Origin of the sequence: Bacillus sp. 196mf, assembly GCF_003217275.1 — a bacterium.
GTDB classification, from domain to species: Bacteria; Bacillota; Bacilli; order Bacillales; family Bacillaceae_G; genus Bacillus_A; species Bacillus_A thuringiensis_S.
Window position 1 is genome coordinate 176218 of the sequence record NZ_QJTG01000005.1, and the last position, 26283, is coordinate 202500.

Below are 26283 nucleotides of genomic sequence, written 5' to 3' on the forward strand. Positions count from 1 at the left end.
GGGTTACATGTCACTTCGATTTGTGATTGGTAGAGCGGGAAGTGGAAAAAGTACACTTTGTTTACGCGAAGTGCAAGAAGAGTTAAAACAGCGCCCGAGAGGGAAAACAATATTATATCTTGTGCCAGAACAGATGACATTCCAGACGCAGCAGGCGTTAATTGGAAGTGAGGATGTAAGAGGTTCTATTCGGGCACAAGTTTTTAGTTTTTCACGATTAGCGTGGAAGGTGCTGCAAGAAGTTGGCGGAGCGAGTCGTCTTCATATTGATGAAGCTGGTGTACATATGTTACTCCGTAAAATTGTAGAGTCTCGTAAAGATGGATTATCGGTGTTCCAAAAAGCAGCGGAGCAAAACGGTTTCTTTGAACATCTTGGCAGTATGATCGCGGAGTTTAAACGTTACAATGTAACGCCATCTAACGTATATGAAATGTGGCAACAATTAGATGCGCATAGTAGCAGTGCCGAACAAAAGTTACTAGCGAATAAAGTGTATGATTTACAGTTACTATACGATGATTTTGAACGTGCTTTAATTGGAAAATACTTAGATTCAGAAGACTACCTGCAATTGCTAGTGGAAAAGCTTCCGCAGTCTGAATATGTAAATGGTGCGGAAATTTATATAGATGGATTTCATTCATTCTCCCCGCAAGAGTTAGAGATTGTAAGACAGCTTATGATTTGCGGAGCGAAAGTTACGATCACGTTAACGATAGATGAAAAAACGTTAGCACAGCCAGTAAATGAACTCGATTTATTTTATGAAACGACGTTAACGTATGAAAAAATAAAACAAGTAGCGCGTGAAGAGAAAATAGAAATTGAAAAAACAATTCCACTTATGGAACAGCCGCGTTTTCATTCTCCAGCATTAGCGCATTTAGAAGCTCATTATGAAGCGCGTCCGAATGAAAAATTTAACGGTGAAGCGAGTGTAACGATTAGTACAGCTGCGAATTTACGAGCGGAGGTAGAAGGTGTTGCTCGTGAAATTCGTAAACTTGTTGCGGACGAAAAATATCGTTACCGAGATATTGCAGTGCTTCTTCGTAATGGGGAAAGTTATTACGATGTGATGCGAACGTTATTTACAGATTACAATATCCCGCACTTCATCGATGAAAAGCGCCCGATGTCACACCACCCATTGGTAGAATGTATTCGTTCTGCACTCGAGATTATTAGTGGGAATTGGCGTTATGATGCGGTGTTCCGTTGCGTGAAAACAGAGCTTTTATATCCATTAGACGTAAGAAAAGAAGCGATGCGTGAAGAAATGGATGAATTTGAAAATTACTGTTTAGCGTACGGTGTACAAGGAAAGAGATGGACTGCTGAAGATCCATGGATGTATCGCCGTTATCGTTCTCTTGATGATACGAACGGGATGATTACAGACAGTGAACGTGAAATGGAAGAGAAAATAAATAGGCTACGTGACGTTGTAAGAACACCTGTTATTCGCATGCAAAAAAGGTTAAAGCGTGCAGGAACAGTTATGCAAATGTGTGAAGCAGTTTACTTGTTTTTAGAAGAACTGGATGTTCCGAAGAAACTAGAAGAATTACGTATACGTGCAGAAGAAAGTGGAGATTTCTTATTTGCGACAGATCATGAACAAGTATGGGAAGAAGTAATGAGCCTTCTTGATACATTTGTAGAGATGCTTGGGGAAGAGAAAATGTCTCTTTCTATGTTTACTGACGTTATGTCGACAGGTCTTGAGGCACTTCAATTTGCTAACATTCCGCCGTCATTAGACCAAGTGTTAATTGCTAATATTGATCACTCCAGGTTATCTGATGTGAGAGCAACGTTTATTATAGGTGTAAATGAGGGTGTCATTCCAGCAGCACCTATGGATGAAGGTATGCTTTCTGATGAGGAAAGAGAAGTTCTTGGTGCAGCAGGGATTGAATTAGCGCCAACGACGAGACAAACTTTGTTAGAAGAACAGTTCGTTATGTATCAAATGGTAACGAGAGCATCTGAGAAGTTATACATTTCATGCCCGCTTGCAGATGAAGAAGGAAAGACGTTACTTGCGTCTAGCTTTATTAAGAAAATAAAAAGAATGTTCCCTAATGTGAAAGATTCGTTTATTACGAATGATGTAAACGACTTATCACGCTCAGAACAAATTTCATATGTAGCAACGCCAGAAGTGACGTTATCTTACGTTATGCAGCAACTACAAACGTGGAAACGATACGGATTTGAAGGGAATTTAGATTTTTGGTGGGATGTATATAATTTCTACGTAACGTCAGATGAATGGAAACAAAAAAGTAGTCGCGTGCTATCAAGTTTATTTTACCGAAATCGTGCGCAGAAACTAAGTACAGCAGTAAGTAGAGATTTATACGGAGATACAATTAAAGGAAGCGTCTCTCGTATGGAACTATTTAATCGTTGTGCATACGCTCATTTCGCGCAGCATGGTTTGTCGCTTAGAGAGCGTGATATTTTCAAACTTGATGCGCCAGATATCGGCGAATTATTCCATGCGGCATTAAAGAAAATTGCGGACAAGTTATTGCGTGAAAACCGCACTTGGGCGGATTTATCAATAAAAGAATGTGAACATCTTTCTGTTTTAGTAATAGAAGAAATTGCACCGTTATTACAACGACAAATTTTATTAAGTTCAAATCGTCATTTCTATTTAAAACAAAAACTACAACAAATTATTTTCCGCACGTCAATCATTCTTCGTGAACATGCGAAGTCGAGCGGATTCGTACCAGTTGATTTAGAGGTGCCGTTCGGTATGGGTGGTACAGGGTCACTTCCGCCAATGGAATTCTCATTACCAAATGGTGTAAAGATGGAAGTAGTCGGTCGTATTGACCGTGTTGATAAGGCAGAAGATGAAAACGGGACGTTCTTACGTATTATTGATTATAAATCAAGTTCAAAAGCGTTAGATTTAACGGAAGTGTATTACGGATTAGCACTTCAAATGTTAACGTATTTAGATGTTGTTACTTCGAATGCACAGACGTGGATGAAAAAAGGCCACGCAGCATCACCAGCTGGTGTATTGTATTTCCATATTCATAACCCAATCGTTGAGATGAAAGGTGACGCATCTGAAGCTGAAATTGAAAAAGAAATTTTAAAGAAATTTAAAATGAAAGGACTCGTATTAGGAGATGCTGACGTTGTTCGTTTAATGGATAACAAACTTTCAACAGGAAGCTCAGATATTATTTCTGCTGGCCTGAAAAAAGACGGTAGCTTTAGTGCGCGTTCAAGTATTGCAAGTGAGCAAGAGTTTAACGTACTGCAAAAATATGTACACCATACGTTTGAAAATATTGGAAAAGATATTACAGAAGGTGTTATCGATATTGCTCCTTATAAAATGGGAAATAAAGCAGCATGTACGTTCTGTAACTTCAAATCTGTTTGTCAATTTGATGAGTCACTTGAAGATAATCAGTTCCGATCGTTAAAAGATATGAAAGATAGCGAAGCGATGGAGAAAATAAGAGAGGAGGTTGGCGGAGAATGATAGAAAATTGGCCTAAAAAACCAGAAGGTAGTCAATGGACAGATGACCAGTGGAAAGCTGTTGTAGCGAACGGACGTGATATTTTAGTTGCGGCTGCAGCTGGATCAGGTAAAACAGCAGTATTAGTTGAACGTATTATTAAAAAGATTATTAATGAAGAGAACCCAGTCGATGTCGACCGCCTGCTCGTTGTAACATTTACGAATGCAGCAGCGCAAGAGATGAAAAACCGAATCGGGGAAGCGTTAGAAAAGGTATTAATTGATGAACCAGGCTCTCAACACGTAAGAAAGCAGCTGAGCCTATTAAATAAAGCTTCCATTTCAACAATTCACTCATTCTGTTTACAAGTAATTAGAGGATATTACTACATGCTTGATGTTGATCCTCGTTTCCGTATTGCGAATCAAACAGAAAATGAATTGTTAAAAGAAGAAGTGCTAGATGACATATTAGAAGAAGAGTATGGCATCGAAGATAATACGATATTCTTTGAACTCGTTGATCGTTATACGAGTGACCGTAGTGATGATGACTTACAACGTATGATTTTAGCGCTTCATACAGAATCAAGAGCGCATCCAAATCCGGAAAAATGGCTTGATAAATTAGTAGAAGCATATGACGTAGAAGGAAAGACAATTGAGGATTTAGTATATGCTTCTTATTTATTAGAAGATGTGAAATTCCAGCTTGAAACAGCGGAACAGCATATTCGTAAGGCAACTGAACTCGCAATGCTTCCTGACGGTCCAGCGCCTCGCATTGAAACCCTGCAAGCAGATGTAGCTTTACTTGGAACGCTATCATCAGCTGCTCGTGAGTCGTGGACAAGATTGTATGAAGCGATGCAAAACGTATCGTGGCAAACGTTAAAGCGTATTAAGAAAAGTGATTACAATGAAGATGTTGTAAAACAAGTAGACTCTCTTCGTAATAAAGCGAAAGATGAAGTGAAGAAATTACAGGAAGAGTTATTTAGCCGCAAACCGGAAAGTTTCTTACGAGATTTTCAAGATATGCACCCAGTATTAGAAAAGCTTGTTCAACTTGTAAAAGTATTTACAGAGCGTTTCCAAGCGATGAAGCGAGATAAAGGAATGGTCGATTTTACAGATTTAGAGCATTTCTGTTTACAAATTTTAAGTGAACAAAGTGAAAATGGTGAAATGAATCCGTCAGCAGTGGCGCTCCAATATCGTAATAAATTTGCTGAAGTATTAGTCGATGAATATCAAGACACGAACTTTGTACAGGAATCCATTATTAAATTCGTAACGAAAGATTCTGAGAGTGAAGGAAACTTGTTCATGGTTGGTGACGTAAAGCAGTCGATTTATCGTTTCCGACTAGCCGAGCCAGGACTATTCCTAGGAAAATATAAACGCTTCACACAAGAAGGATTGGGCGGCGGAATGAAGATTGACTTAGCGAAAAACTTCCGTAGTCGTCATGAAGTACTAGCAGGTACGAACTTTATTTTTAAACAAATTATGGGCGAAGAAGTTGGGGAAATTGACTACGATGCTGACGCTGAACTAAAGCTAGGTGCTACCTATCCAGAAGGTGAAGATGTAGCAGCAGAATTACTATGTATTCAGCAAACGGAAGAAGAAGTAATGGATGGAGAAGAAGGTGCAGAAGTCGAAAAAGCACAGCTAGAAGCTCGTCTTATGGCGCAGCGTATTAAAGCGATGGTTGATTCAGGTTATGAAGTGTATGATCGTAAAACGGATAGTATGCGCCCTGTACAATACCGTGATTTCGTTATTTTACTCCGCTCGATGCCGTGGGCGCCGCAAATTATGGAAGAGTTAAAATTGCAAGGAATTCCAGTATATGCTGACCTTGCGACTGGTTATTTTGAAGCGACAGAAGTAAATATTATGATGAACGTATTCCGCGTTATTGATAATCCGATGCAAGATATTCCGCTTGCAGCTGTACTTCGTTCACCGATTGTGGGACTAAATGATGAAGACCTTGCGACGCTTCGTGCTCATGGGAAGAAAGGGTCATTTTATGAAGTAATGAGCTCGTTCTTAAAAGGAGCACCGCTTGAAGAAGAGCAAGAACTTCATGATAAATTAGAGTGGTTTTATAATTTACTTCAAGGATGGCGTGAATTTGCCCGTCAACAATCCCTTTCTGATTTAATTTGGAAAGTGTACGGTGAGACAGGTTATTACGACTTCGTTGGCGGTTTACCAGCAGGAAAGCAAAGGCAGGCAAACTTGCGCGTGCTATATGACCGTGCAAGACAATATGAAGCAACATCATTTAGAGGGTTATTCCGCTTCTTGCGTTTTATTGAACGTATTTTAGAACGCGGTGATGATATGGGTACGGCAAGAGCTCTTGGTGAACAAGAAGACGTCGTTCGCATTATGACGATTCATAAAAGTAAAGGGCTAGAGTTCCCGGTCGTATTTGTAGCTGGACTCGGTCGTCGTTTTAATACACAAGACTTAATGAAGCGTTTCTTACTGCATAAAGATTTCGGTTTCGGTTCACAATTTATCGATCCGCGTAAACGAATTAAATATACGACATTATCACAGCTTGCGATTAAGCGTAAAATGAAAATGGAATTAATTGCAGAAGAAATGCGCGTATTATACGTAGCGTTAACGCGTGCGAAAGAGAAGCTAATTTTAATCGGAACAGTTAAGGATGCAACTAAGGAAATGGAAAAATGGCTTGATGCGAGGGAACATAATGAATGGTTATTACCAGATCACATACGTGCCGGAGCGTCTTGTTATTTAGACTGGATTGCACCTTCATTATATAGACATCGTGATAGTGAAATGCTTCTTGAATTAGGACAAGGAAGCATTCCGGATGAAATTTACGGGTATGACACTAGCTGGAAAGTAGAAGTTGTGGACGGTAACACGCTACTTGCACCAGAGCCAGTTCAAGAAGAGAAACAAGAATTGTTAGAAGCGCTTCGTGAGAAAAAGGCTGTTCCCCTGCAAAGTAAACGGAAAGAAGAAGTGTACGACAGATTAATGTGGAAGTACGGATATGAGGATGCGACATCTCATCGTGCGAAGCAATCTGTTACAGAAATAAAGAGAAATTATCAATCTGAAGAAGGTAGCGATAACGCCTTTATTAAAAAACTACGTGCACCAATTAAAACACGTCCGCGCTTTATGGAGAAAAAAGGGTTAACGTACGCAGAGCGTGGAACAGCAGTCCATGCCGTTATGCAGCATGTAGATTTGAAGAAACCGATTACGGCCGAAACGCTACAAGAACAAATCGCAGGAATGGTAAATAAGGAATTATTAACATTCGAGCAGGCGGAAGAAATAGCAATTGAAAAAGTAATTTCATTCTTTGACAGTGACTTAGGTAAAAGGGTATTAGCGGCGAAAAGTGTTGAGCGTGAAGTACCATTTACGATGATGCTTGCAGCAGAAGAAGCATATCAAGATTGGCAAGGGAAGAGTGAAGAAACGATTCTTGTCCAAGGGGTTATCGACTGCATGATTGAAGAGGAAGATGGCATTACGTTAATCGACTTCAAAACAGATACGATTGAAGGGAAATTCCCAGGCGGATTCCAACAAGCAAAACCAATTTTAGAAGATCGATATAAAGTGCAACTTTCGTTATATGCAAAAGCACTCGAGAAAAGCTTACAACATCCTGTCAAAGAGAAATGTTTATATTTCTTTGATGGGAATCACGTTGTAAATATTGAAGGATAGACAACAGAAGGGGGCTATAAAAAATGACAACGTTAAAAACTTGTGAACAGGGACACGAGTACTATAAAAGTAGCGATTGTCCAACTTGCCCAACCTGTGAGAAAGAGAGAAAACCAAAAGAAGGTTTTCTCTCTCTTCTTTCAGCGCCAGCAAGAAGGGCATTAGAACACCATGGAATTCAAACTGTAGAAGAACTCTCAAAATATAGTGACAAAGAAATTTTAAAACTGCATGGTATGGGACCTGCGTCTTTGCCGAAGCTTAGACAAGCTTTGGAGGAGAGCGGATTATCATTTAAATAAAATGAAATAGTGCCTCTTCACTACTTACTTGTTTATACCACTATTTGTGAACAGTAAAGCTCTTGCTGATTAAAATTTCATTTTAATAATTTGAATTAGATAAAAGAAAAAAGTAGGAGAATATCTCCTACTTTTTTTACGCTGTTCCAATCTGATCTTGATCCGCCACATCAGAATCAAACGTATTTGTTGCACTAACACCGTTAAAAGTATTCACGACAAATCCAACATTAGAAGCTCCGGATCCATTATAAGCTTTCGTGTTTTCTTTCGGAGATACGTTATAAAAATCTCCTAAGTTGAAAGAGCCGTTACTGTTTTGAACGACGAGATTTCCTACAACCGAAGGCATACCATCCACCTACTTTACTAAGCTTTTTAATTACTATATGAATTATTGTGCGGAAGGTTCATCTGTAATATATTGGCGGATTTGCATAATACGAGAGTTATTAAAAACATAATCAACATTTCCAATTTGAAAGCAACCAGAATTTAAAAGTGTCCGTAATTCAACGTTATTAACTTCAATAAAAGGGCATTCATTTACAATATTTAAATTTACATCTGTCGTTCGTTTTGGAATTGTAATGTGTTCATCTGTAAAGATTTCAAAAGCATCAAAACGACCTTCTCCCCTTATATAACAAGGAATTTCACGGTGGACGGCAAGAGCTCTACTTTTTAATTCCATTTGGTTTGCATCTCCAACTTGCAATACGGCAGTAATTCCTAAAGAAATAATAGAAACATTTTGGACAATGGACACATGATGCAACATAATTTCTCAGTCTCCTTAACCTGGAGTAGGAGGGACATCTGTTACTAATGGTACAAATGGACCCTCTGTAACTGTTTCAAATGGTGTATCGAGAATAGAAGATAGAATGAGGAGATTTGCATCTCCAATTAAAAAGAGTGCGGACGACGATACACCGTTCATTTTAATCTGTCCGACTTTTAACTCACGGTTTACAACGTTAAGGTTCATACATACTTACTCCTTTCGGAAATTTCCCGGTATGTGCTGAATAAAGGAGAGAAAGGCTTTGTCAATATCTTGTTTCATTGCCTGAATAATGATATCTCGTAAATAATCTGGATCTGTTGAAATACCTTCATATGATTGCGCTTGTGATAAATAATAAGGGAGTCGATGCTCCATCTGTTTTTTTATGTCATCTACCATCATTTGTCGATACATTTCATCAAGCGGTGTTCTCTCTTCTTGTTCAAAATGGAGAATACGATTATATGCTTCTTCATCTAAGTATCGATGCATTTCTTGGAGGATACCTTGATAAAAGTCTGGGTTTGTTTCGGTTTCAGGGTTTACCTTCAATGTTTCTGTATCTACTTGAAAATCTTCAATTTGTTGTCCTTTTGCTGAAAATGGGTTTAAACCAATATTTAAAGTACCATTTAAATTTTCGACTTTTAATTGATCGAATTTGTATTCCACTTTTCCTACAGAAGAGGAGGGGCGATTTTTTAATTCGTTAAGCTCTTCTTGGAGTTGGCGCACTTGTTCTTCTAAATTTAGGATGGCTGCTTGTTGTGTTTGAAGAGCTTGTTGAAGTTGGTGTAAGTAAGTATATATATCTTGATTCATTTGTGAAACCTCCTTTTCAATAGGGAGGGTAAAAATATTCCTGCTATATATTTATGACAAGGATGTCTTAAGAAGAACTAGTTGATGGTTTGATAGAAATAATTTGTCCTTTTGCCTGTAATGGGCGAAGCGGCTCCGTAAATCCGCCCGTATTTGAAAATTTAGATAGGGCTTTAATACTTCCGGCAGTACCAATTTGGAACACAGAAGAGGTTGTAATACTATCAATTTTAATACTGTTGATGATGATACTTTGGTTTACATAAAAATTCAATGCAATTGCCTCCTTTAAGTTGAGCCAATTATCGCTTGATCGATTACATCTGAATCGTTGACAGTCGTTGCACTTTGATAATTGTAGACAGAAACATTATCTCCAACGTTGAAAGAGCCGGCCCCGGCGAAAGCACGTGAGTAACTAATAGGCCTAATCGCAAATACATCTCCAATATGAAAAATACCACTTGATCCAATATTGACGATACGAATATGTCCGACCATAGCTGGCATACAAAACACCCTTCGTTTTTAAAATTTTCTTTTCTACTATTGTATGGGCGTTTCCAATAAAATGTGTGTTTTTTTGAAATAAAAGAAACACACGCGTTATTGCGTGTGTGTGTTGAACGTTTGAGTAGGGTGTAAATCCGTATGTACATGACAAATTACATTTAAGAGCCTGTCCAGTTCTTGGCTACAATCCACTGTTCTTTGAGAAGTCATTCCATAGCGTTCAGCAAAATAGATCATTTTTTCACGTTTTTTTTCAATAGCTTGCTCAAACATTGAAATCGGCTCCATCTCTAAATGAAATTTTTAGTATATATGTAGTACATATTATACAAAAACTCCATAAAAAAGAAATACCTTCGCTAAAAAAAGTAAAATTTCTACATTTTATGCTAAATAATGAATAAGTAACGAATAAGTGCGAGAAGAATATTGTAAAAATTAGCGTGCATGAGAAGGTTTTTTTCTTGCGGATGCGAATACAATTAAAAGGTATGAGTTTTAGGATGGAGAGTGGAAATATTGCGTTTTGTAACGGCGAAGAAAGAAGAAAAGGTATTTGTAGGTATTGTGGATGAAGAAGAAGAAAAGGTATTACACTTAAGAGAAGCGCAAAGACAAAAAGGGGAAAAGGTTACAATCCCTATTACAATGTTAGAGTGTATTGAAAGAGGGACTGAATGCTTTGAGAAAGTATGTGAAATTGTAAATTGGGCAAAAGAGAACGGGGAAGCGGCGTATTATCCGTTAACAGAGGTGAAAATATTAGCGCCGATTCCAAGGCCAAGAAAGAATATTTTGTGCGTTGGAAAAAACTATCGTGAGCATGCGGTAGAAATGGGCGGAGTAGAGTCTATTCCAGAAAATATAATGATCTTTACGAAAGCACCAACAACAGTTATTGGCATAAATGAGCAAATTAATGGTCACCCTCACGCAACGGACGAACTAGATTACGAAGGAGAACTAGCTATCATTATTGGTAAGCGAGGGAAGCAAATTAAAAAAGAAAAAGCGCTTGAGCATGTTTTTGGTTATACGATTATAAATGATGTAACAGCTCGAGACATTCAAAGAAAACATAAACAGTTTTTCCTTGGGAAAAGCTTCGATACATTTTGTCCGATGGGACCGTATTTAATTCATAAATCGGTGGTTGAAACGCCGAATGCATTACACATTGAAACGGTAGTAAATGGAGAAGTAAGGCAAACTTCCAACACAAATAAAATGATTTTTTCAATAGAAGAAATTATTTCAACGATAAGCAAAGGAATGACTTTAGAACCAGGCGATATTATCGCAACAGGAACGCCGGCTGGTGTCGGAAAAGGTTTTACACCACCGAGGTTTTTACATGCTGGTGATGAAGTGGTCATTACAGTGGAAAGAATTGGTACTTTGCGAAATGTAGTGAAATGAGAAAAGAGCTATCTTGTATAAAGATAGCTCTTTTCTATGGTCTCGGATTATAGAGATAATCTATAACGGCAAAAGTGTAAAGACCAATTAATGCAAGTGTACAAATGCCAAATAATATAACCGCAAGTGCGCTTTTTTCTCGTCCAAATCCAATAATAGTAAGAATAACAGCAGTCCAAAATGATGCTTTCAGTAGTGTGAGTGTAGTAGGAGTTGAGTAATGAAGCCATGTTGTGGAAAGTAGGAAACTAAAGAATGTAACTAAAATAAACGCTGTAGCTAAATAGTTAATATGTTTACCATATCTTAGTAGCATATCGCACCTCCTTTATGAATTTAAAATACAGAAGATTACAATTTTATCTTAATATAATTGAATATAAAAAGAAAGAGGTTGTCCCAACATGTTGGACAACCTCTCTATTATTACGATAATACAGCTTTAATTTTTTGGAATGCCCACTCTAAATCTTCTTCAGAGATTACTAGAGGTGGTGCGATACGAATTACGTTTTCGTGTGTTTCTTTACATAGTAGACCAGCTGCTTTTAGTTGTTCACAGTAAGGACGAGCTGGCTCGTTTAATTCGATACCGATGAATAAACCTTTACCGCGAACTTCAGTAATCATTGGGTTATCAATTTCTTTTAATTGCCCAACTAATTTTTCTCCTAATTGAAGAGAACGCTCTGTTAATTTTTCTTCTTCTAAAACTTCAAGAGCTGCGATAGAAACAGCACATGCAAGTGGGTTACCGCCGAATGTAGAACCATGAGAACCTGGCTCAAATACACCTAAAATGTCGCGGTTTGCTGCAACACAAGAGATCGGGAACACACCGCCACCAAGGGCTTTACCAAGTATGTACATGTCAGGAGTTACATCGTCCCAGTCACAAGCGAATACTTTACCAGTACGGCCTAAGCCTGTTTGGATTTCATCTGCTACGAATAAAACGTTTTCTTTTTTACATACTTCAAGAGCTTCTTTTAAGTAACCAGCTGGTGGGATGTTAATTCCTGCTTCACCTTGAATTGGCTCTAAAATGAATGCTGCTGTGTTTGGTGTAATTGCGGCTTTTAATGCTTCTAAATCACCGTAAGGAATTACAACGATGCCAGGAAGCATTGGACCAAATCCACGCTTGTACTCTTCATTTGAAGACATAGAAACAGAACCCATTGTACGTCCGTGGAAGTTATCTTCACAAACGATGATTTCAGCACGGTTTGCTTCTACTTTCTTCACATCATAAGCCCAGCGACGAACTGTTTTAATTGCAGTTTCAACAGCTTCAGCACCTGTATTCATTGGAAGTACCATTTCTTTATTAGTTAGTTTCGCAACTTTTTCGTACCAAGGACCTAATTGATCGCTATGGAAAGCACGAGAAGTTAACGTAACACGATTAGCTTGGTCAATTAAAGCGTTAATAATTTTCGGGTGACGATGACCTTGGTTTACTGCAGAATATGCACTTAATAAGTCCATATAGCGGTTTCCTTCAGGATCTTCTACCCAAACACCTTCTGCTTTAGAAATAACGATTGGAAGTGGGTGATAGTTATTTGCTCCATATGTGTCTGTAAGTTCGATAATATCCTTAGTTTGAATCATGATTGTTCCCCCTTTTGTTATTACAAGAAGTTTGTAAATACTCTAAATATTATAGCATTTAAATGTAAAAAAGCGAAACATTTCCTGAAAATAAATGAACATGTTATCATATAGAGTGAAAAAGTGTGAAAAGAGGAGGTAAGGGATACGATGGTACATATGCATATTACAGCATGGGCGTTAGGTTTAATTTTATTCTTCGTTGCGTATTCACTTTATTCAGCAGGAAGAAAAGGTAAAGGTGTACATATGGGGCTTCGTCTTATGTACATTATCATTATTGTGACAGGTTTCATGTTGTACATGGGGATTATGAAGACTGCAACAAGTAACATGCACATGTGGTATGGTTTAAAAATGATAGCTGGTATTTTAGTTATCGGTGGAATGGAAATGGTTCTTGTGAAAATGAGCAAGAACAAAGCAACAGGGGCAGTTTGGGGGCTATTTATTGTTGCATTAGTAGCAGTATTTTACCTTGGACTGAAATTACCGATTGGTTGGCAAGTATTCTAATAAAGAAAATAAAACCACCTTATAATCTCAAAGACTTGGGAGCTAAGGTGGTTTTTACTTTTTATGTCGCATCGATATGTAACTCTTCTCCATTTACTTTCGTAAAACGGAACATGTTTTTATTGGATGTAGTGTGACGGACGAAATGATGCTGTAGTGTACAGATCATCTCTTCGTTATCAAACAAAAGAATATTTACTCCTTCGCGTGACTCCTCTTTCGGTAAGAAAGATAAATAATTATGACAATACATGCAATCATATAAAGAGTAGTGAAGTGATTGCAATGATTCGGTTAATAATGTGAACACAGAGTCAGGTAATTCCTCGAGCCATTCATTATAGCTAAGAAGTAATTTTTTTCGAATACGTATCATTTCCCCGTTTTGCAGGTGGTGCTGTTCGTTGGCGATTTGTAATATATCTTGTTCATAGAAACGAGCTGGTAGCCAGTTGTTGTTATATAAAATCTCAAAACCATCTTCGGCAATATCTTCTAATAAAAATGCTTCATCATTTTCATCATCAAAGAATACCCATTCATTGTTTATATATTCTACATTACCGACTGTATGAGCGCGGGGCTGGTTATATAAAATATGGTTACGTTGTATCATACATGATTTCTCCTTTATAAAAAGTAGTTATTCCTGTTATAGACAGTTCGTGCATTCTTTATAACTAGACACATCTAGACATAGGTGGGCATACAATAAAACACGTTTTACTGAGTGAGAATGCTATTCCATATGTGGATAGTAGGTTATCGTCAAGTTTTCCATTTTTTGATCCGCACTCTTAGGGTGGGGATTACTGCACGTTCAAGAAAAGAAATAAGATGGAAGGATGATTTATATGTGCGGGATTACAGGATGGGTGGATTATAAACGCTCATTAGAAGGAGAAAGAGATGTCGTTACGAAGATGGCTGAGACGTTAGCCAAACGTGGGCCGGATGATAATAAAGTTTGGATTAAAGGCAATGTCGCATTTGGGCATAAACGTTTAATCGTTGTGGACCCTGAGGGCGGGAAACAACCGATGACTTGTTTAAAAGATGAAACGAATTACGCCATTTGCTATAACGGTGAACTTTATAACACAGAAGACATTCGAAAGGAATTATTAAGAAGAGGATATACGTTCAAAGGTCATTCTGATACAGAAGTATTATTAGCTTCTTATATTGAATGGAAAGAAGAATGTGTCGATCATTTAAACGGTATATATGCGTTTGCTGTATGGGATGAACAGAAAGAACAAGTATTTATTGCGCGAGATCGACTAGGTGTAAAACCGCTATTTTATAAATATGATAGTGGGCGATTACTATTTGGTTCAGAGTTAAAAGCGATACTGGCTCATCCAGATGTGAAGGCGCAAGTAACGTTAGAAGGGTTATCCGAAATATTCGGCCTCGGACCGTCAAGAACGCCTGGCCATGGTATTTATGCTGGTATAAAAGAATTACGTCCAGGTCATGCGATGACATTTTCAAAGAACGGTTTATGTATATGGAGATATTGGAATGTAGAAAGTAAAAAACATGAAGACTCTTTTGAAGAAACCGTAGAGAAAACGCGCTTTTTATTACAAGATGCCATTACAAGACAGCTTGTTTCTGATGTACCACTATGTACTTTTTTATCAGGTGGTGTAGATTCGAGCGCTATTACAGCTATCGCAGCGAAAGAATACGAGAGATCAGGAAAAGGGCAATTACACACGTATTCTATTGATTACGAAGATAATGACAAATACTTTAAAGCGAATGCGTTCCAGCCAAATTCAGATGCTCCGTTTATTAATTTAATGACTGAGACATTTCAAACAACCCATCATCGCTGCGTCATTTCGAATGAAAAATTAGCAGAGTATTTAACTGAAGCAGTACTCGTTCGTGATTTGCCTGGTATGGCAGATATCGATTCGTCATTATTATGGTTTTGTCGTGAAATTAAACAAGATTTTGTCGTCGGTTTATCTGGGGAATGTGCAGATGAAATATTTGGTGGATATCCGTGGTTTTATAGAGAAGATGATTTACAATCGAGTGCCTTTCCGTGGATGCGCTCTACAGAAGCACGTGAACAACTGCTAAAGAAAGAATGGAGAAATAAATTAAATTTACAACAATATGTACAAAGGCGCTATGAAGAGTCGATTCAAGAAGTTCCTATTTTAGAGGGAGAAAGTCCGCTAGAAGCAAAAAGACGCCAATTATTTTATTTAAATATGGTATGGTTTATGACAACATTATTAGACAGAAAAGACCGCATGAGTATGGGGGCAAGTTTAGAAGTACGTGTTCCATTTGCAGATCATCGTCTTGTCGAATATGCGTGGAATATTCCTTGGGAAATGAAAATGTATAAAAACCGCGAAAAAGGTCTATTACGTAAAGCGTTAGAAGATGTACTTCCACATGACATCTTATATAGAAAGAAGAGTCCTTATCCGAAAACGCACAATCCACACTATACAAAAGCAGTAACAGTATGGCTTCAAAATCTATTAACGGATAAAGGTTCAATTTTACACGAATTGTTTGATAAAGAGCAGTTGAACGGATTAATTCAGTCTGGTGGCAGTGCATTTCAAACACCATGGTTTGGTCAATTGATGACTGGGCCACAGCTTTTAGCTCATTTAGCACAAATTCACGTTTGGTTTAAAGAATATGGGGTAAATATTAAGGAATAAGGGAAAAGCGGCTTACAATTATGTAAGTCGCTTTTTATTAAAGAAATTGTCATATAAAATTCAAAATCACCTTATAAATAATACTTAATTAGAATTATTATTTTGACGTACTTATTATTGCTTATTATAATTGGAAACAAACGTTCTGAAAAGGATTCTCATTTATAAAATTGAGGTGTTATATAGATGACAAAGAAAAAAATAGGTTTACTCGTAATGGCGTATGGAACACCAGAATCATTAGACGATGTAGAGGCATATTATACACATATCCGTCACGGGCGTAAGCCGTCAGAAGAAGCGCTTGAAGATTTAATTGAGCGCTATAAAGCGATTGGTGGAATTTCGCCGCTTGCAAAAATTACGAAAGAGCAGGCGCATAAATTAACAGATTCAATGAATAACATATTTACAGAGTATGAATTTACTTGTTACTTAGGTTTAAAACATACTGCGCCATTTATAGAAGATGCTGTAGAGGAAATGAAGCGAGATGGAATTGAGCAGGCGATTAGTATCGTATTAGCACCGCACTATTCTACATTTAGCATTAAAGCGTATGATGATCGTGCTATTCGTCTTTCAAAAGAAATCGGTGGTCCTGTTATTGAACCAATTGAACAATGGTATGATGAACCGAAATTTATTTCGTATTGGGCAGACAAAATAAAAGAAACGTTTACAGAAATTGATGATAAAGAGAAAGCAGTCGTAATTTTCTCAGCGCATAGTTTGCCAGAAAAGATTATTACAGCAGGAGACCCATATGTAGAACAACTAAAGTATACGGCAGATTTAATTGCAGAAGCTGCAAATATTCAAAACTATACAATCGGTTGGCAAAGTGCTGGGAATACTCCTGATTCATGGATTGGTCCAGATGTGCAAGATTTAACGAAAGATTTATATGCAGAGCATGGGTACGAATCTTTCGTATATTGCCCAGTTGGTTTTGTAGCGGAGCATTTAGAAGTTTTATATGACAACGATTATGAATGTAAAGTTGTAACTGATGAATTAAATGCCAAATATTTTAGACCAAGTATGCCGAATGCACAATCTGCATTTATCGACTGTTTGGCTGAAATTGTTTCAAAAAAAGTGAAGGAAATAGTTGACAAAGGTTTAGTTTTGAATAATAATTAGTTTATAATAATTTTAAATAAACAATAATTACTATGAAAGAAAGAGGAGGATCCCCCTAGATGAATCCAAATAATCGCTTAACAACAAACCAAGGTGCTCCAGTTGGAGATAACCAAAATTCTCGTACAGCTGGTCGTCGTGGACCAGTATTATTAGAAGACTATCATTTAGTAGAAAAACTTGCGCACTTTGATCGTGAACGTATTCCGGAGCGTGTTGTGCATGCACGTGGTGCAGGTGCTCACGGTGTATTCGTAACGAAAAATAGTATGAAGCAATATACGAAAGCGGCATTTTTACAAAATGAAGGAACTGAAACGCCTGTATTTGTTCGTTTTTCAACGGTTATTCATGGTCAAGGTTCTCCTGAAACAGCACGTGACCCACGTGGGTTTGCTGTTAAATTTTATACAGAAGAAGGAAACTACGATATCGTAGGTAATCATTTACCGGTTTTCTTCATTCGTGATGCAATTAAATTCCCTGATATGGTACATTCTTTAAAACCAGCACCTGATACGAATATTCAAACGCCAGATCGTTACTGGGATTTCATGACGTTAACTCCAGAATCTACACACATGATGACATGGGTATTTTCTGATTACGGTACACCAGCAAGTTATCGTGAAATGGAAGGTTTCGGCGTCCATTCATTTAAATGGATTAATGAAGAAGGTAAAATTGTTTATATTAAATACCACTGGAAACCACAGCAAGGTGTACGTAACTTAAATGCGAAAGAAGTGCAAGAAGTACAAGGGAAAGACTTCAATCATGCAACTCGTGACTTGTTCGACGCAATCGAAAAAGGAAATCACCCGAAATGGGATTTACACGTACAAGTTATGCAATTAGATGAAATGGACTCTTTAGACTTTGATCCATTAGATCCAACGAAAGTATGGCCAGAAGATCGCTTCCCATTAATGGAAGTAGGGACGATGACGTTAAATCGTAATCCGAAAAATTTCTTTGCAGAAGTAGAACAAGTAGCGTTCTCTCCAAGTGCAACTGTAAATGGTATTGAGCCATCGGAAGATAAATTATTACAAGGTCGTTTATTCTCTTACCCAGATACACAGCGTTATCGTCTTGGTGCAAATTACTTACAAATTCCTGTAAACTGCCCATACGCAGCTGTTCATAATCAACAACGTGATGGTGCGATGCAAGTAAATCAAAACCCATCTACAATCAACTACGAACCGAGCCGTCATGCAGAGAATCCGGTTGAAGACAAAGCTTACCGCGATTCAACTATGAAAGTAGAAGGCTATGTATCTCGTGAAAAAATCGAGAAACCAAATGACTTCAAACAAGCAGGTGAGCGTTACCGTTCATTCTCTAAAGAAGAGCAAGATAACTTAATTGCAAACTTAACAAATGATCTAAAAGACGTAAATGAACGCACAAAATTATTAGCTGTTTGTAACTTCTTCCGTGCAGATCAAGAATACGGTATGCGTTTAGCGCAGGCATTAAATGTTGATATTACGCAATATGTAGGAAATGCTCCGAAATAAATAGGAAAAGACGACCGGGTTTCGGTCGTCTTTTTTCTATAACGTTATGTGGGGTATTTTGCTTGTAAATTATGTCGGAATTTGTTTGTAAATCGATATGTTGTGTCGAACCGTTGATATATTGAAAGAAACAATCGATATATTTGAAAAATCGTTGATATATCCAAAAAACCGATGATATATTTACATTTATACTAGGTGGGGTATGTTGCCTAGTACGCAAAAAAGAGATGCAATCTACTATCAATAGATTGCGTCTCTTTTTTAGTTTGCTCGCTCTGCATGTTCATAAGCCTTCTCGCCGTGCATTGAAATATCAAGACCCATGTGTTCTTCATGTTCATCGACGCGAACAGGGAGGAAGAAGTTAATCGCTTTAATAATGGCATACGTCATGATGATGGTGAATGCATATGTTGCGCCAATCGCTATAAGTTGTTTAAACAGTAAAGCGGCGTTTCCGTAAAACAATCCGTTCGCACCATCCCCGTTTACGGTAGTAGTTGCAAATAGTCCTGTTGCAATACCGCCCCAAGTTCCTCCGATACCGTGGCATCCAAAGGCATCAAGTGTATCGTCATACCCGAATTTTGTTTTTAAGAAGAAAACGGCGCCAAAGCATAATATACCACCAATTGCTCCGATAAGAAGAGCGGAGAAAGGTGTAACGAACCCGCAAGCTGGTGTAATAGCGACTAGACCAGAAACAACTCCGCAAGCAGCTCCCATCGCAGTCGGTTTTGATTGGAAGAACCATTCAGAAAGCATCCAAGTTAGAGCGGAGGCAGCAGCGGCTATATTTGTATTAATAAATGCAGTTAAAGCTACGTCGTTTAAGGATAATGCGCTGCCGACGTTAAAACCGAACCAGCCAAACCATAATAAGCCTGCGCCTAACATTGTAAATGGCAAATGGTGAGGAGAAGAACCATTTATGTCTTTTCGTTTTCCAAGGAAAATAGCTAATACAAGACCAGCAACTCCGGAAGTGATGTGAACGACGTTTCCGCCAGCGAAGTCTAGTGCCCCAAGTTCCCTTAGCCACCCGCCGACGCCCCATACCCAATGAGCGACAGGATTGTAAACGATCGTTGTCCATAGAAGGATAAAAATAAGAAAGGCAGAAAATCGCATTCTTTCAGCGAATGCACCTGAAATTAAAGCTGGAGTTAAAATGGCGAACATGAGTTGAAACATCATGAATAAATTGTGAGGAATAGTAGATGAGTAGTCTGGATTTGGTGCGTAGGTAACTCCGTTTAGACCGAACCAATCAAGTGTACCGATAATCCCGTGCCAATCTGGTCCGAATGATAAAGAATAGCCGATAACAATCCATTGAATCGAAACGATAGCCATTGCGCTATAACTATGCATCGTTGTACTGAGTACATTTTTGCTGCGAACCATACCTCCATAAAAAAGTGCCAATCCTGGTGTCATTAACATGACCATTACTGTCGTTACAAACATAAAAACCGTATCTCCCATATTCATGATTTTCCCTCCTGTAATGTTAGAAAAAATAACATCATTTTGTTATGTTTCATATCATATTCGAAATTAAACTAAAAATCAACTAAAAATTCAGAAAATTATATACATGATGTTAGGAAATCTAACATGTATTATTTTGTGAGGGTTGAAATCGACATATGCGTTTCATTCAGAAAATTGGTATAATATTCTTATAATTAGAAAACTTGGGGGATGCGTGTGGGAAAAATACGGACTAGGAAACTATTCATTTGTTTTTGCTTAGCTTTTGTTTTGTTTGTACCAATACATACTTTTGCAGACGAAAAAAGAGAGTGGAAAGATGAAGCTATATACTCCATTATGATTGATCGCTTCAATAATGGAGAACCGAAAAATGACAAACAATTAGAAGTCGGTAATTTAGAAGGGTATCAAGGCGGGGATATAAGAGGAATTATAAAAAGGTTGGATTACATAAAAGAAATGGGTTTTACTACCGTTATGCTTTCGCCACTTTTTGAAAGTGGAAAGTACGATGGATTAGACGTGCGAAATTTTAAAAAGGTAAATGAACATTTCGGGACAGAAAATGATGTAAAAGAACTTGTAAAAGAAGCTCATGCAAAAGGAATGAAAGTTGTATTTCAATTTCCGCTTGGAGAAAACGAACAACAGGTAATTGATGCAATGAAATGGTGGATAAAAGAAGTTGATTTAGATGGAAGTTATGTTATACATAGTGAAAAAAAGCCACGTTCCTTTTGGGATAACGCGCAAAAAGATATGCAAGTGATAAAGAAAGATTTTCGTATTATGACAAAGGAGGATAGTGAATACAACGAAAAAATAGTAGAATCGTTTTCCAAAGTGGATGTATCGGTGAAATCGTTATACGATGTGAGTAAAAAAGAAGGGGAATTTGTTACGTTTTTAGATGATCAAGAAACAAAAAGATATGCGCGTATTGCAAAAGAAAATATGTATTATCCGCCATCACGTTTAAAACTGGCGCTTACATATTTGTTAACATCACCTGGAATTCCGAATTTTTATTACGGAACTGAAATTGCATTAGATGGAGGAAGTGTACCCGATAATAGACGATTAATGGATTTTAAGTCAGACGAAAAATTTATGCAGCACATAACAAAACTAGGTGAACTTAGACAGGTGAGACCGTCTTTACGACACGGTACGTTTGAGCTACTGTATGATAAGAGCGGGATGAGCATACTAAAACGAAAATATAAAAATGAAGTAACTTTAGTAGCAATTAATAATACGAAAGAAACACAAAAAGTCTCCTTACCTGCAAGTACAATTGGTGAAAAACAAGAGTTAAGAGGATTGTTGCAGGATGAAATTATAAGAGAGGAAAACGGAAAATTTTATCTCGTTTTAAAGCGTGAAGAATCAAACGTGTATAAAGTTAACAGAGAAACAGGTGTGAATTGGTTATTTATCTCCTTAATCGTTGGTGTGAATGTATTATTTATTGCGTTTTTAATTGCAGTTAAAAGGAAACGTAGATGAGATGAGAAGTTACGCACTCTATGTTCATGTCTTCTTATTGGATTTGTAAGTTTGTTCGGTGGGGCCAGGTTAGGGAGAAAGTCTTCTTCCTAGCCTGTTTTTGTGTCAATACGGATAGAGAAAGACCTTTGAAACAAACAATAATTGCAACTATATTAATTTTACATTACATTAAAAGTTAGAGAATACTCTTATACTAATATAGTACTAAATAGTAGGTGGGAAAATGGAATTTTACGATTTGGGTATTACCATTAAAGAGCTTAGAATTAAAAAAAATATATCACAATCCGAATTATGTCATGGAATATGTTCGCAAAGTCAAATTAGCAAAATAGAAAAAGGTATGATTTATCCATCTAGTATATTGTTATATCAATTATCAGAAAGACTTGGTATTGACCCAAATAATATATTTGCATTAACTCAAAACAAAAAGTTAAAATATGTAGAAAATGTAAAATGTGTAATAAAAGATTGCTTAAAGCAAAAACAATATAAAGAACTTTATGAAATCGTGAAAAAAGAGAAAGATGAAAAAAATTTTCAGGCAAAAGAAGATAAACAATTTCTCCTATGGCATGAAGCAATTGCTGTATTTGAGGTGAACAGATCCATAAAAACTGCTTTAAAGCTTTTAAATAATGCATTAAAACTAACTTTAACCAATGTTGATTTTTTATCAGAAAGAGAAATAGATATTATGCAGACAATGTCTATATTTTATGCGGAAAATAAAGAATATGATAAAAGTATTACTATATTAGGAAGATGTTTAACTAATTTTAATAAGTTAGATTTTCCGAGAGATAAAGCGATTAAATTAAAAATCATTTTTAATTTAGCGAAATGTTTAGGTATGACCTATCAATATGAAGAAGCGGTAAAATACATTGATAAGGGCATCAAATTAGCTATTAATCTAAATACTCTATACTTATTAGGTGAACTTTACTATTTAAAAGGATGGAATTTATTAAGATTTAAACAACAGAATGAAGAAGATATTGCAAATAACATGAAAAAAGCATTATTTATATTTGAACTAACAGAAAAAGAAAATCTGATAAAAATGGTTAAAGAAAAATATTTTGAAAACCAAACTGAAAAAAGCCACTCATAATACATTTGGAAATCACTTGAAATATAATAAAGCCTACAGGGGAAATCCCTGTAGGTTTTACACTTATAAACTTGCTTCTAAAATATTAGTGTTTAATATAAATTTTTGAATAAGAGTTTACTTAGTGTACTTTTTATTTTGAAGTCTGCATCTTTATTAACAATTTATGCTTCTTTTTAATTACAACCAAATATTGTTAAAATTGAGATGATTCAAGTCGGAGGAAGGCACTTTGAGGTGTCTTTTTTTATGACCTTTATCATTAACTATTTAATGTTTTTTTAAATGATTACATGACATATTTTTTTTGTACCAAGCTTTGTTGATACAGTTAGACTTATCCGTTAGTGTATTCGTATTATTAGAACATCCTACAGTATTTAGGGAGAATGTGGCTAATAAAAACCATAATATTAATTTCTTCAAATAACCACTTCTAACTCTTTTTTAATTAACATTTTTTAAAATACTTATTAATTTTACATTACATTAAAGGTTGGAAAATATTCTTATACTCATAAATTGTTACGTTTTGGCGAGGAGAGGAATTATGAGTTATAGCAATTTTTAAGATGACTTTGGCCTAGGATGTAATTACTAAGAAAAGTAATTCAAATCGAAGGGAAAACGTCTTAAGGTGTCTTTTCCTTATTTTCAATTTACTTAGCGATTTTTACCGCACATACCCTTTTTCTATGGTTTGTTCTTGTAATATTGTCTCTGCAGGGCTAAAAAGAAAACTCCTCTAATTAAGAGGAGTTTTTTTAGCGGTAGTTAATGAACTGTACGTCGATTGGTAAATCAGCGCTACGAACAGCTGCGATTACGGCTTGTAAGTCATCACGGCTTTTCGCTGTAACACGTACTTGATCGTCTTGTACTTGTGTTTTTACTTTTAATTTCATTTCTTTAATGATGTTGTTAATTTTTTTAGCGTTATCTTTATCGATACCTTGTTGGAGTGTTGCGCGTTGGCGAACTGTGTTGCCAGTTGCAGCTTCAACTTTTCCGTAATCTAAGTTCTTAATTGGAACGTTACGTTTTACAAGTTTAGAAATTAAAACGTCTTTTACTTGGTCTAATTTGAACTCGTCGTCAGAAGTTAAAACTAGTACTTCTTTTTCTAATTTAATATCACTTTTACTTCCTTTAAAGTCATATCGGTTTTGGATTTCTTTTAATGCGATATTAATTGCATTTGTTACTTCAGGTAATTCTACTTTCGAAACGATGTCAAAAGAACTATCTTTTGCCATAGTTAGCACCTCCAAATAAATTTCTAATCTTGTTATGTACTGTACATACTAAAGTATAGCTGAAAACGAGTCTAGACTTAAGTGTTTTCGTACTTATATTCATGGAACCTCATTTTATTATAGTGAATTTTGGGCAGTTGGACAAATACAGGAAAAATCATGTTATAATTAACTTTTGTTTGGAATGATAAAAAAGATAATTTTATATATATAGAAGGGAATTAAAAAATATGTATTTGCAAATAGGATCGATTGAACAGGTAACTGTTTTACGCGAAACGGAAATCGGATATATGGTTGGGAATGAAGAAGAAGAAATTTTCCTACATAAAAACGAAGTAGCTGGAGAAATTGAAGAAGGTGATACGATTGATGTATTCTTATACCTTGATCACCAAAATCGTATTTCAGCAACAATGAAGGAACCGATTATTACAACTTATGATTGGAACTGGGTAAAGGTTGTAGAAGTCATTCCTAGTTTAGGTGTGTTTGTTGATATTGGTGTATCAAAAGATATACTAATTCCAGCTGATGAATTCCCAATTTATATGCCGGTATGGCCAGAAGTAGGCGACGAATTATATTGTACGTTAAAATTAACGAATCGTGATCGTTTAATTGCTCTTCCGGCAAGAGACAGTGATATGCAAGAAATTATCGTAGATGCAACGCCATCTATGCGTAATAAAAACGTAAATGGACGTGTATATCGTTCGCTTCAAGTTGGTTCATTCATACTAACTGATGAGCATTTCCGTGCTTTCTTACACCATACAGAAAGAAAAGAACAAGTTCGCATCGGTGAGCGTGTAACGGGCCGTATTATTGACGTGAAAGATGATGGTACAATTAACATTTCACTTCTTCCTCGTAAAGAAGAAGGAATGGAAGACGATGCGGCAGTAATTTATGCATATATGGAAGAACGAGGCGGAGCAATGCCGTTTTGGGATAAGAGCCATCCGGAAGATATTAAAGAACGCTTTAACATGAGTAAAGCTGCATTTAAGCGCGCACTTGGTAAATTGATGAAAGAAGAAAAAGTTTACCAAGAAGAAGGTTGGACTTACTTTAAGAAATAAGATAGAAGATTAAAAAGCACAACCTTATTTAAAAAGATAAGGTTGTGCTTTTTTAATTTCCTTGCGGTGAAACAAGAGTAAACGTATCTTTCAAATCACTATCATTTATTTTAATATTTGCCTTTTTTAATTCCTCTTGTAACAATTTTTTGCTGAATACAGGATCAGCAGTACGTTCTTCCTCTAAGTTTTTGCGAATAGAGTCTTTCACTTCATCATAAGGCTTTAAAGCTTTTTTATCAGTTAATTTAATAACGTGATAACCGTTTGATGATTTTACGGGATTGCTAATTTGTCCAACATTTAGTTTGTAGGCAGCGGTTTCGAATTCAGGAGCCATTGTACCTGAATTGAAGTATCCAAGGTCTCCACCTTTATCTTTTGATAGCAGATCTTGTGATTCTTGTTTTGCTAATTCTTCAAATGAAGCACCAGCATCTAGTTTACTCTTTATTTCTTTCGCTTCATTTTCGTCACTTACTAAAATGTGACTCGCTTTAATTTCTGGCTTATAGTGGTCTTTTACGTCTTTCTCTGTAATGCTTTTCTTAATCGCTTCATTCATAGCAAGTTTGAACTTAATTTGATTTTTGAAATCCTCTTCATCTTTTAAACCATAATTTTCTAATACTTTTTTGAATTGATCTCCATATTGTTTTTTTACTTTTTCTACTTCTTTATTTACCTCTTCATCAGGTACTTTATATTTTTTTGTGATGACGTCTTGTGCCATCATTTCGTATAGCATGTCTTTTCCGTAACGATCTTTCAATTGTTTTTCGAAGTCGTCCTTCGTAACAGTCGAGTCTGTTGCTGTGGCGACTGTAGCTGAGCCGTTTTTTTGTCCGCAAGCAGATAGCATCAATATACTTATTAGTGCAGTAATAATGAAAATATGTTTCCCTCTCATGCCAACACCTCATCCGAATATGTTATCGCTATTGTAGAATATAGAAGTGAACATGAAGTGAATTTTTAATGTTTTTTCCTTTAAAATGTAAAAAAGTACATCAACATAATTGTTGATGTACGATGGAATCAAAGGTGATCGGTCTTTTTAGAGTATGCACGTTTACCTTGCTGAATATTTTTTTGCTCTTGCTCATTTTTTTGTGTGCGTTTTGCATTATTATCGCGTGCTTTTTTGTCGTTATCACTCGTATGTGGCATATGTATCAACTCCATTTCTAAACGTTGTACGTTTATCAT

Annotated in this window: 25 protein-coding genes; 11 read left to right on the top strand and 14 right to left on the bottom strand. The window is 36.5% G+C overall.

Translation table 11 applies throughout. From position 1 onward, the window contains the following. Window positions 1–7 precede the first annotated feature (7 nt). The 3 genes from addB to ATL10_RS10765 are packed head-to-tail and all read left to right on the top strand — an operon-like array spanning window position 8 to window position 7547. Entirely contained in the window at window positions 8–3523 is a 3516-nt protein-coding gene (addB, locus tag ATL10_RS10755; protein ID WP_086422207.1) for a helicase-exonuclease AddAB subunit AddB, read from the top strand. Next, entirely contained in the window at window positions 3520–7245 is a 3726-nt protein-coding gene (gene addA / locus ATL10_RS10760; protein ID WP_090975799.1) for a helicase-exonuclease AddAB subunit AddA, read from the top strand. The genes addB and addA overlap by 4 nt, the downstream gene beginning before the upstream one ends. Window positions 7246–7268: 23 nt before the next feature. Beyond that, window positions 7269–7547, top strand: coding sequence for an RNA polymerase alpha subunit C-terminal domain-containing protein (locus ATL10_RS10765; RefSeq protein WP_090975801.1), 279 nt, complete (start codon window positions 7269–7271; stop codon window positions 7545–7547). A gap of 136 nt (window positions 7548–7683) precedes the next feature. On the opposite strand, the gene gerPF is transcribed toward ATL10_RS10765, so the two are convergent. The 7 genes from gerPF to ATL10_RS10800 all read right to left on the bottom strand — a co-directional run bounded on the left by gerPF (window position 7684) and on the right by ATL10_RS10800 (window position 9945). Further along, window positions 7684–7899, bottom strand: coding sequence for a spore germination protein GerPF (gerPF, locus tag ATL10_RS10770; protein WP_001141566.1), 216 nt, complete (start codon window positions 7897–7899; stop codon window positions 7684–7686). A 42-nt stretch (window positions 7900–7941) separates the two neighbouring features. Continuing rightward, the gene (locus tag ATL10_RS10775; RefSeq protein ID WP_090975802.1) at window positions 7942–8328 is read right to left on the bottom strand and encodes a spore germination protein GerPE; all 387 of its coding nucleotides are present in this window, start codon (window positions 8326–8328) and stop codon (window positions 7942–7944) included. Window positions 8329–8343: 15 nt separating this feature from the next. Beyond that, on the bottom strand, window positions 8344–8538 hold the full coding sequence (gene gerPD, locus ATL10_RS10780) for a spore germination protein GerPD (RefSeq protein WP_001052807.1): 195 nt from the start codon (window positions 8536–8538) through the stop codon (window positions 8344–8346). Window positions 8539–8544: 6 nt separating this feature from the next. Then, entirely contained in the window at window positions 8545–9159 is a 615-nt protein-coding gene (gene gerPC, locus ATL10_RS10785; RefSeq protein ID WP_001070763.1) for a spore germination protein GerPC, read from the bottom strand. Window positions 9160–9226: 67 nt separating this feature from the next. Beyond that, a complete protein-coding gene (gene gerPB, locus ATL10_RS10790) occupies window positions 9227–9433 on the bottom strand; it encodes a spore germination protein GerPB (protein ID WP_001012508.1) in 207 nt (68 codons plus the stop codon). Window positions 9434–9447: 14 nt separating this feature from the next. Next, entirely contained in the window at window positions 9448–9669 is a 222-nt protein-coding gene (gene gerPA / locus ATL10_RS10795) for a spore germination protein GerPA (protein WP_001111187.1), read from the bottom strand. A gap of 96 nt (window positions 9670–9765) precedes the next feature. Beyond that, entirely contained in the window at window positions 9766–9945 is a 180-nt protein-coding gene (locus ATL10_RS10800) for an aspartyl-phosphate phosphatase Spo0E family protein (RefSeq protein ID WP_000462857.1), read from the bottom strand. A 246-nt stretch (window positions 9946–10191) separates the two neighbouring features. Here ATL10_RS10800 and ATL10_RS10805 point away from each other — a divergent pair, with 246 nt between their 5' ends. Beyond that, window positions 10192–11091, top strand: coding sequence for a fumarylacetoacetate hydrolase family protein (locus tag ATL10_RS10805; protein ID WP_064532885.1), 900 nt, complete (start codon window positions 10192–10194; stop codon window positions 11089–11091). A gap of 34 nt (window positions 11092–11125) precedes the next feature. Here the strand turns inward: ATL10_RS10805 and ATL10_RS10810 are convergent, their stop codons facing one another. After that, complete coding sequence (locus ATL10_RS10810; RefSeq protein WP_000926859.1) at window positions 11126–11407, bottom strand: hypothetical protein; 282 nt, start codon at window positions 11405–11407, stop codon at window positions 11126–11128. A 110-nt stretch (window positions 11408–11517) separates the two neighbouring features. Next, the gene (gene rocD / locus ATL10_RS10815) at window positions 11518–12708 is read right to left on the bottom strand and encodes an ornithine aminotransferase (RefSeq protein ID WP_000616660.1); all 1191 of its coding nucleotides are present in this window, start codon (window positions 12706–12708) and stop codon (window positions 11518–11520) included. A gap of 150 nt (window positions 12709–12858) precedes the next feature. Here rocD and ATL10_RS10820 point away from each other — a divergent pair, with 150 nt between their 5' ends. Next, window positions 12859–13224, top strand: a complete 366-nt coding sequence (locus tag ATL10_RS10820) for a YisL family protein (RefSeq protein WP_000233490.1) — start codon at window positions 12859–12861, stop codon at window positions 13222–13224. A 61-nt stretch (window positions 13225–13285) separates the two neighbouring features. On the opposite strand, the gene ATL10_RS10825 is transcribed toward ATL10_RS10820, so the two are convergent. Continuing rightward, entirely contained in the window at window positions 13286–13840 is a 555-nt protein-coding gene (locus ATL10_RS10825; protein ID WP_000616066.1) for a DUF2777 domain-containing protein, read from the bottom strand. Between the two features lie 238 nt (window positions 13841–14078). Between ATL10_RS10825 and asnB the strand changes: the two genes are divergently transcribed. From asnB to katB, 3 genes are all read left to right on the top strand, one after another. Further along, entirely contained in the window at window positions 14079–15926 is a 1848-nt protein-coding gene (gene asnB / locus ATL10_RS10830; RefSeq protein ID WP_110496890.1) for an asparagine synthase (glutamine-hydrolyzing), read from the top strand. A 186-nt stretch (window positions 15927–16112) separates the two neighbouring features. Beyond that, entirely contained in the window at window positions 16113–17072 is a 960-nt protein-coding gene (gene hemH, locus ATL10_RS10835) for a ferrochelatase (RefSeq protein WP_110496892.1), read from the top strand. Window positions 17073–17131: 59 nt separating this feature from the next. Then, complete coding sequence (gene katB / locus ATL10_RS10840; RefSeq protein WP_001069184.1) at window positions 17132–18598, top strand: catalase KatB; 1467 nt, start codon at window positions 17132–17134, stop codon at window positions 18596–18598. 264 nt (window positions 18599–18862) lie between these two features. On the opposite strand, the gene ATL10_RS10845 is transcribed toward katB, so the two are convergent. Further along, complete coding sequence (locus ATL10_RS10845; RefSeq protein WP_110496894.1) at window positions 18863–20095, bottom strand: ammonium transporter; 1233 nt, start codon at window positions 20093–20095, stop codon at window positions 18863–18865. Between the two features lie 213 nt (window positions 20096–20308). Here ATL10_RS10845 and ATL10_RS10850 point away from each other — a divergent pair, with 213 nt between their 5' ends. Together ATL10_RS10850 and ATL10_RS10855 are read left to right on the top strand one after the other, a co-directional pair. Continuing rightward, window positions 20309–21610, top strand: coding sequence for an alpha-amylase family glycosyl hydrolase (locus ATL10_RS10850; protein WP_258375770.1), 1302 nt, complete (start codon window positions 20309–20311; stop codon window positions 21608–21610). Between the two features lie 226 nt (window positions 21611–21836). Beyond that, window positions 21837–22733, top strand: a complete 897-nt coding sequence (locus ATL10_RS10855) for a helix-turn-helix domain-containing protein (RefSeq protein ID WP_000397875.1) — start codon at window positions 21837–21839, stop codon at window positions 22731–22733. A 764-nt stretch (window positions 22734–23497) separates the two neighbouring features. Here ATL10_RS10855 and ATL10_RS10865 read toward each other — a convergent pair. After that, window positions 23498–23989 carry a YajQ family cyclic di-GMP-binding protein gene (locus tag ATL10_RS10865; RefSeq protein WP_001040146.1) on the bottom strand — a complete coding sequence of 164 codons (492 nt, stop codon included), beginning with the start codon at window positions 23987–23989 and terminating at the stop codon, window positions 23498–23500. Window positions 23990–24219: 230 nt separating this feature from the next. Here ATL10_RS10865 and ATL10_RS10870 point away from each other — a divergent pair, with 230 nt between their 5' ends. Continuing rightward, window positions 24220–25074 (top strand): CvfB family protein, encoded by an 855-nt coding sequence (locus ATL10_RS10870; protein WP_000281259.1) that lies wholly within the window; start codon window positions 24220–24222, stop codon window positions 25072–25074. Window positions 25075–25126: 52 nt separating this feature from the next. Here ATL10_RS10870 and prsA read toward each other — a convergent pair whose 3' ends face one another. Both prsA and ATL10_RS10880 read right to left on the bottom strand, forming a co-directional pair. After that, window positions 25127–25984, bottom strand: a complete 858-nt coding sequence (prsA, locus tag ATL10_RS10875; RefSeq protein WP_097987120.1) for a peptidylprolyl isomerase PrsA — start codon at window positions 25982–25984, stop codon at window positions 25127–25129. Between the two features lie 128 nt (window positions 25985–26112). Further along, on the bottom strand, window positions 26113–26244 hold the full coding sequence (locus ATL10_RS10880) for a DUF3941 domain-containing protein (protein ID WP_001120851.1): 132 nt from the start codon (window positions 26242–26244) through the stop codon (window positions 26113–26115). Window positions 26245–26283 lie beyond the last annotated feature (39 nt).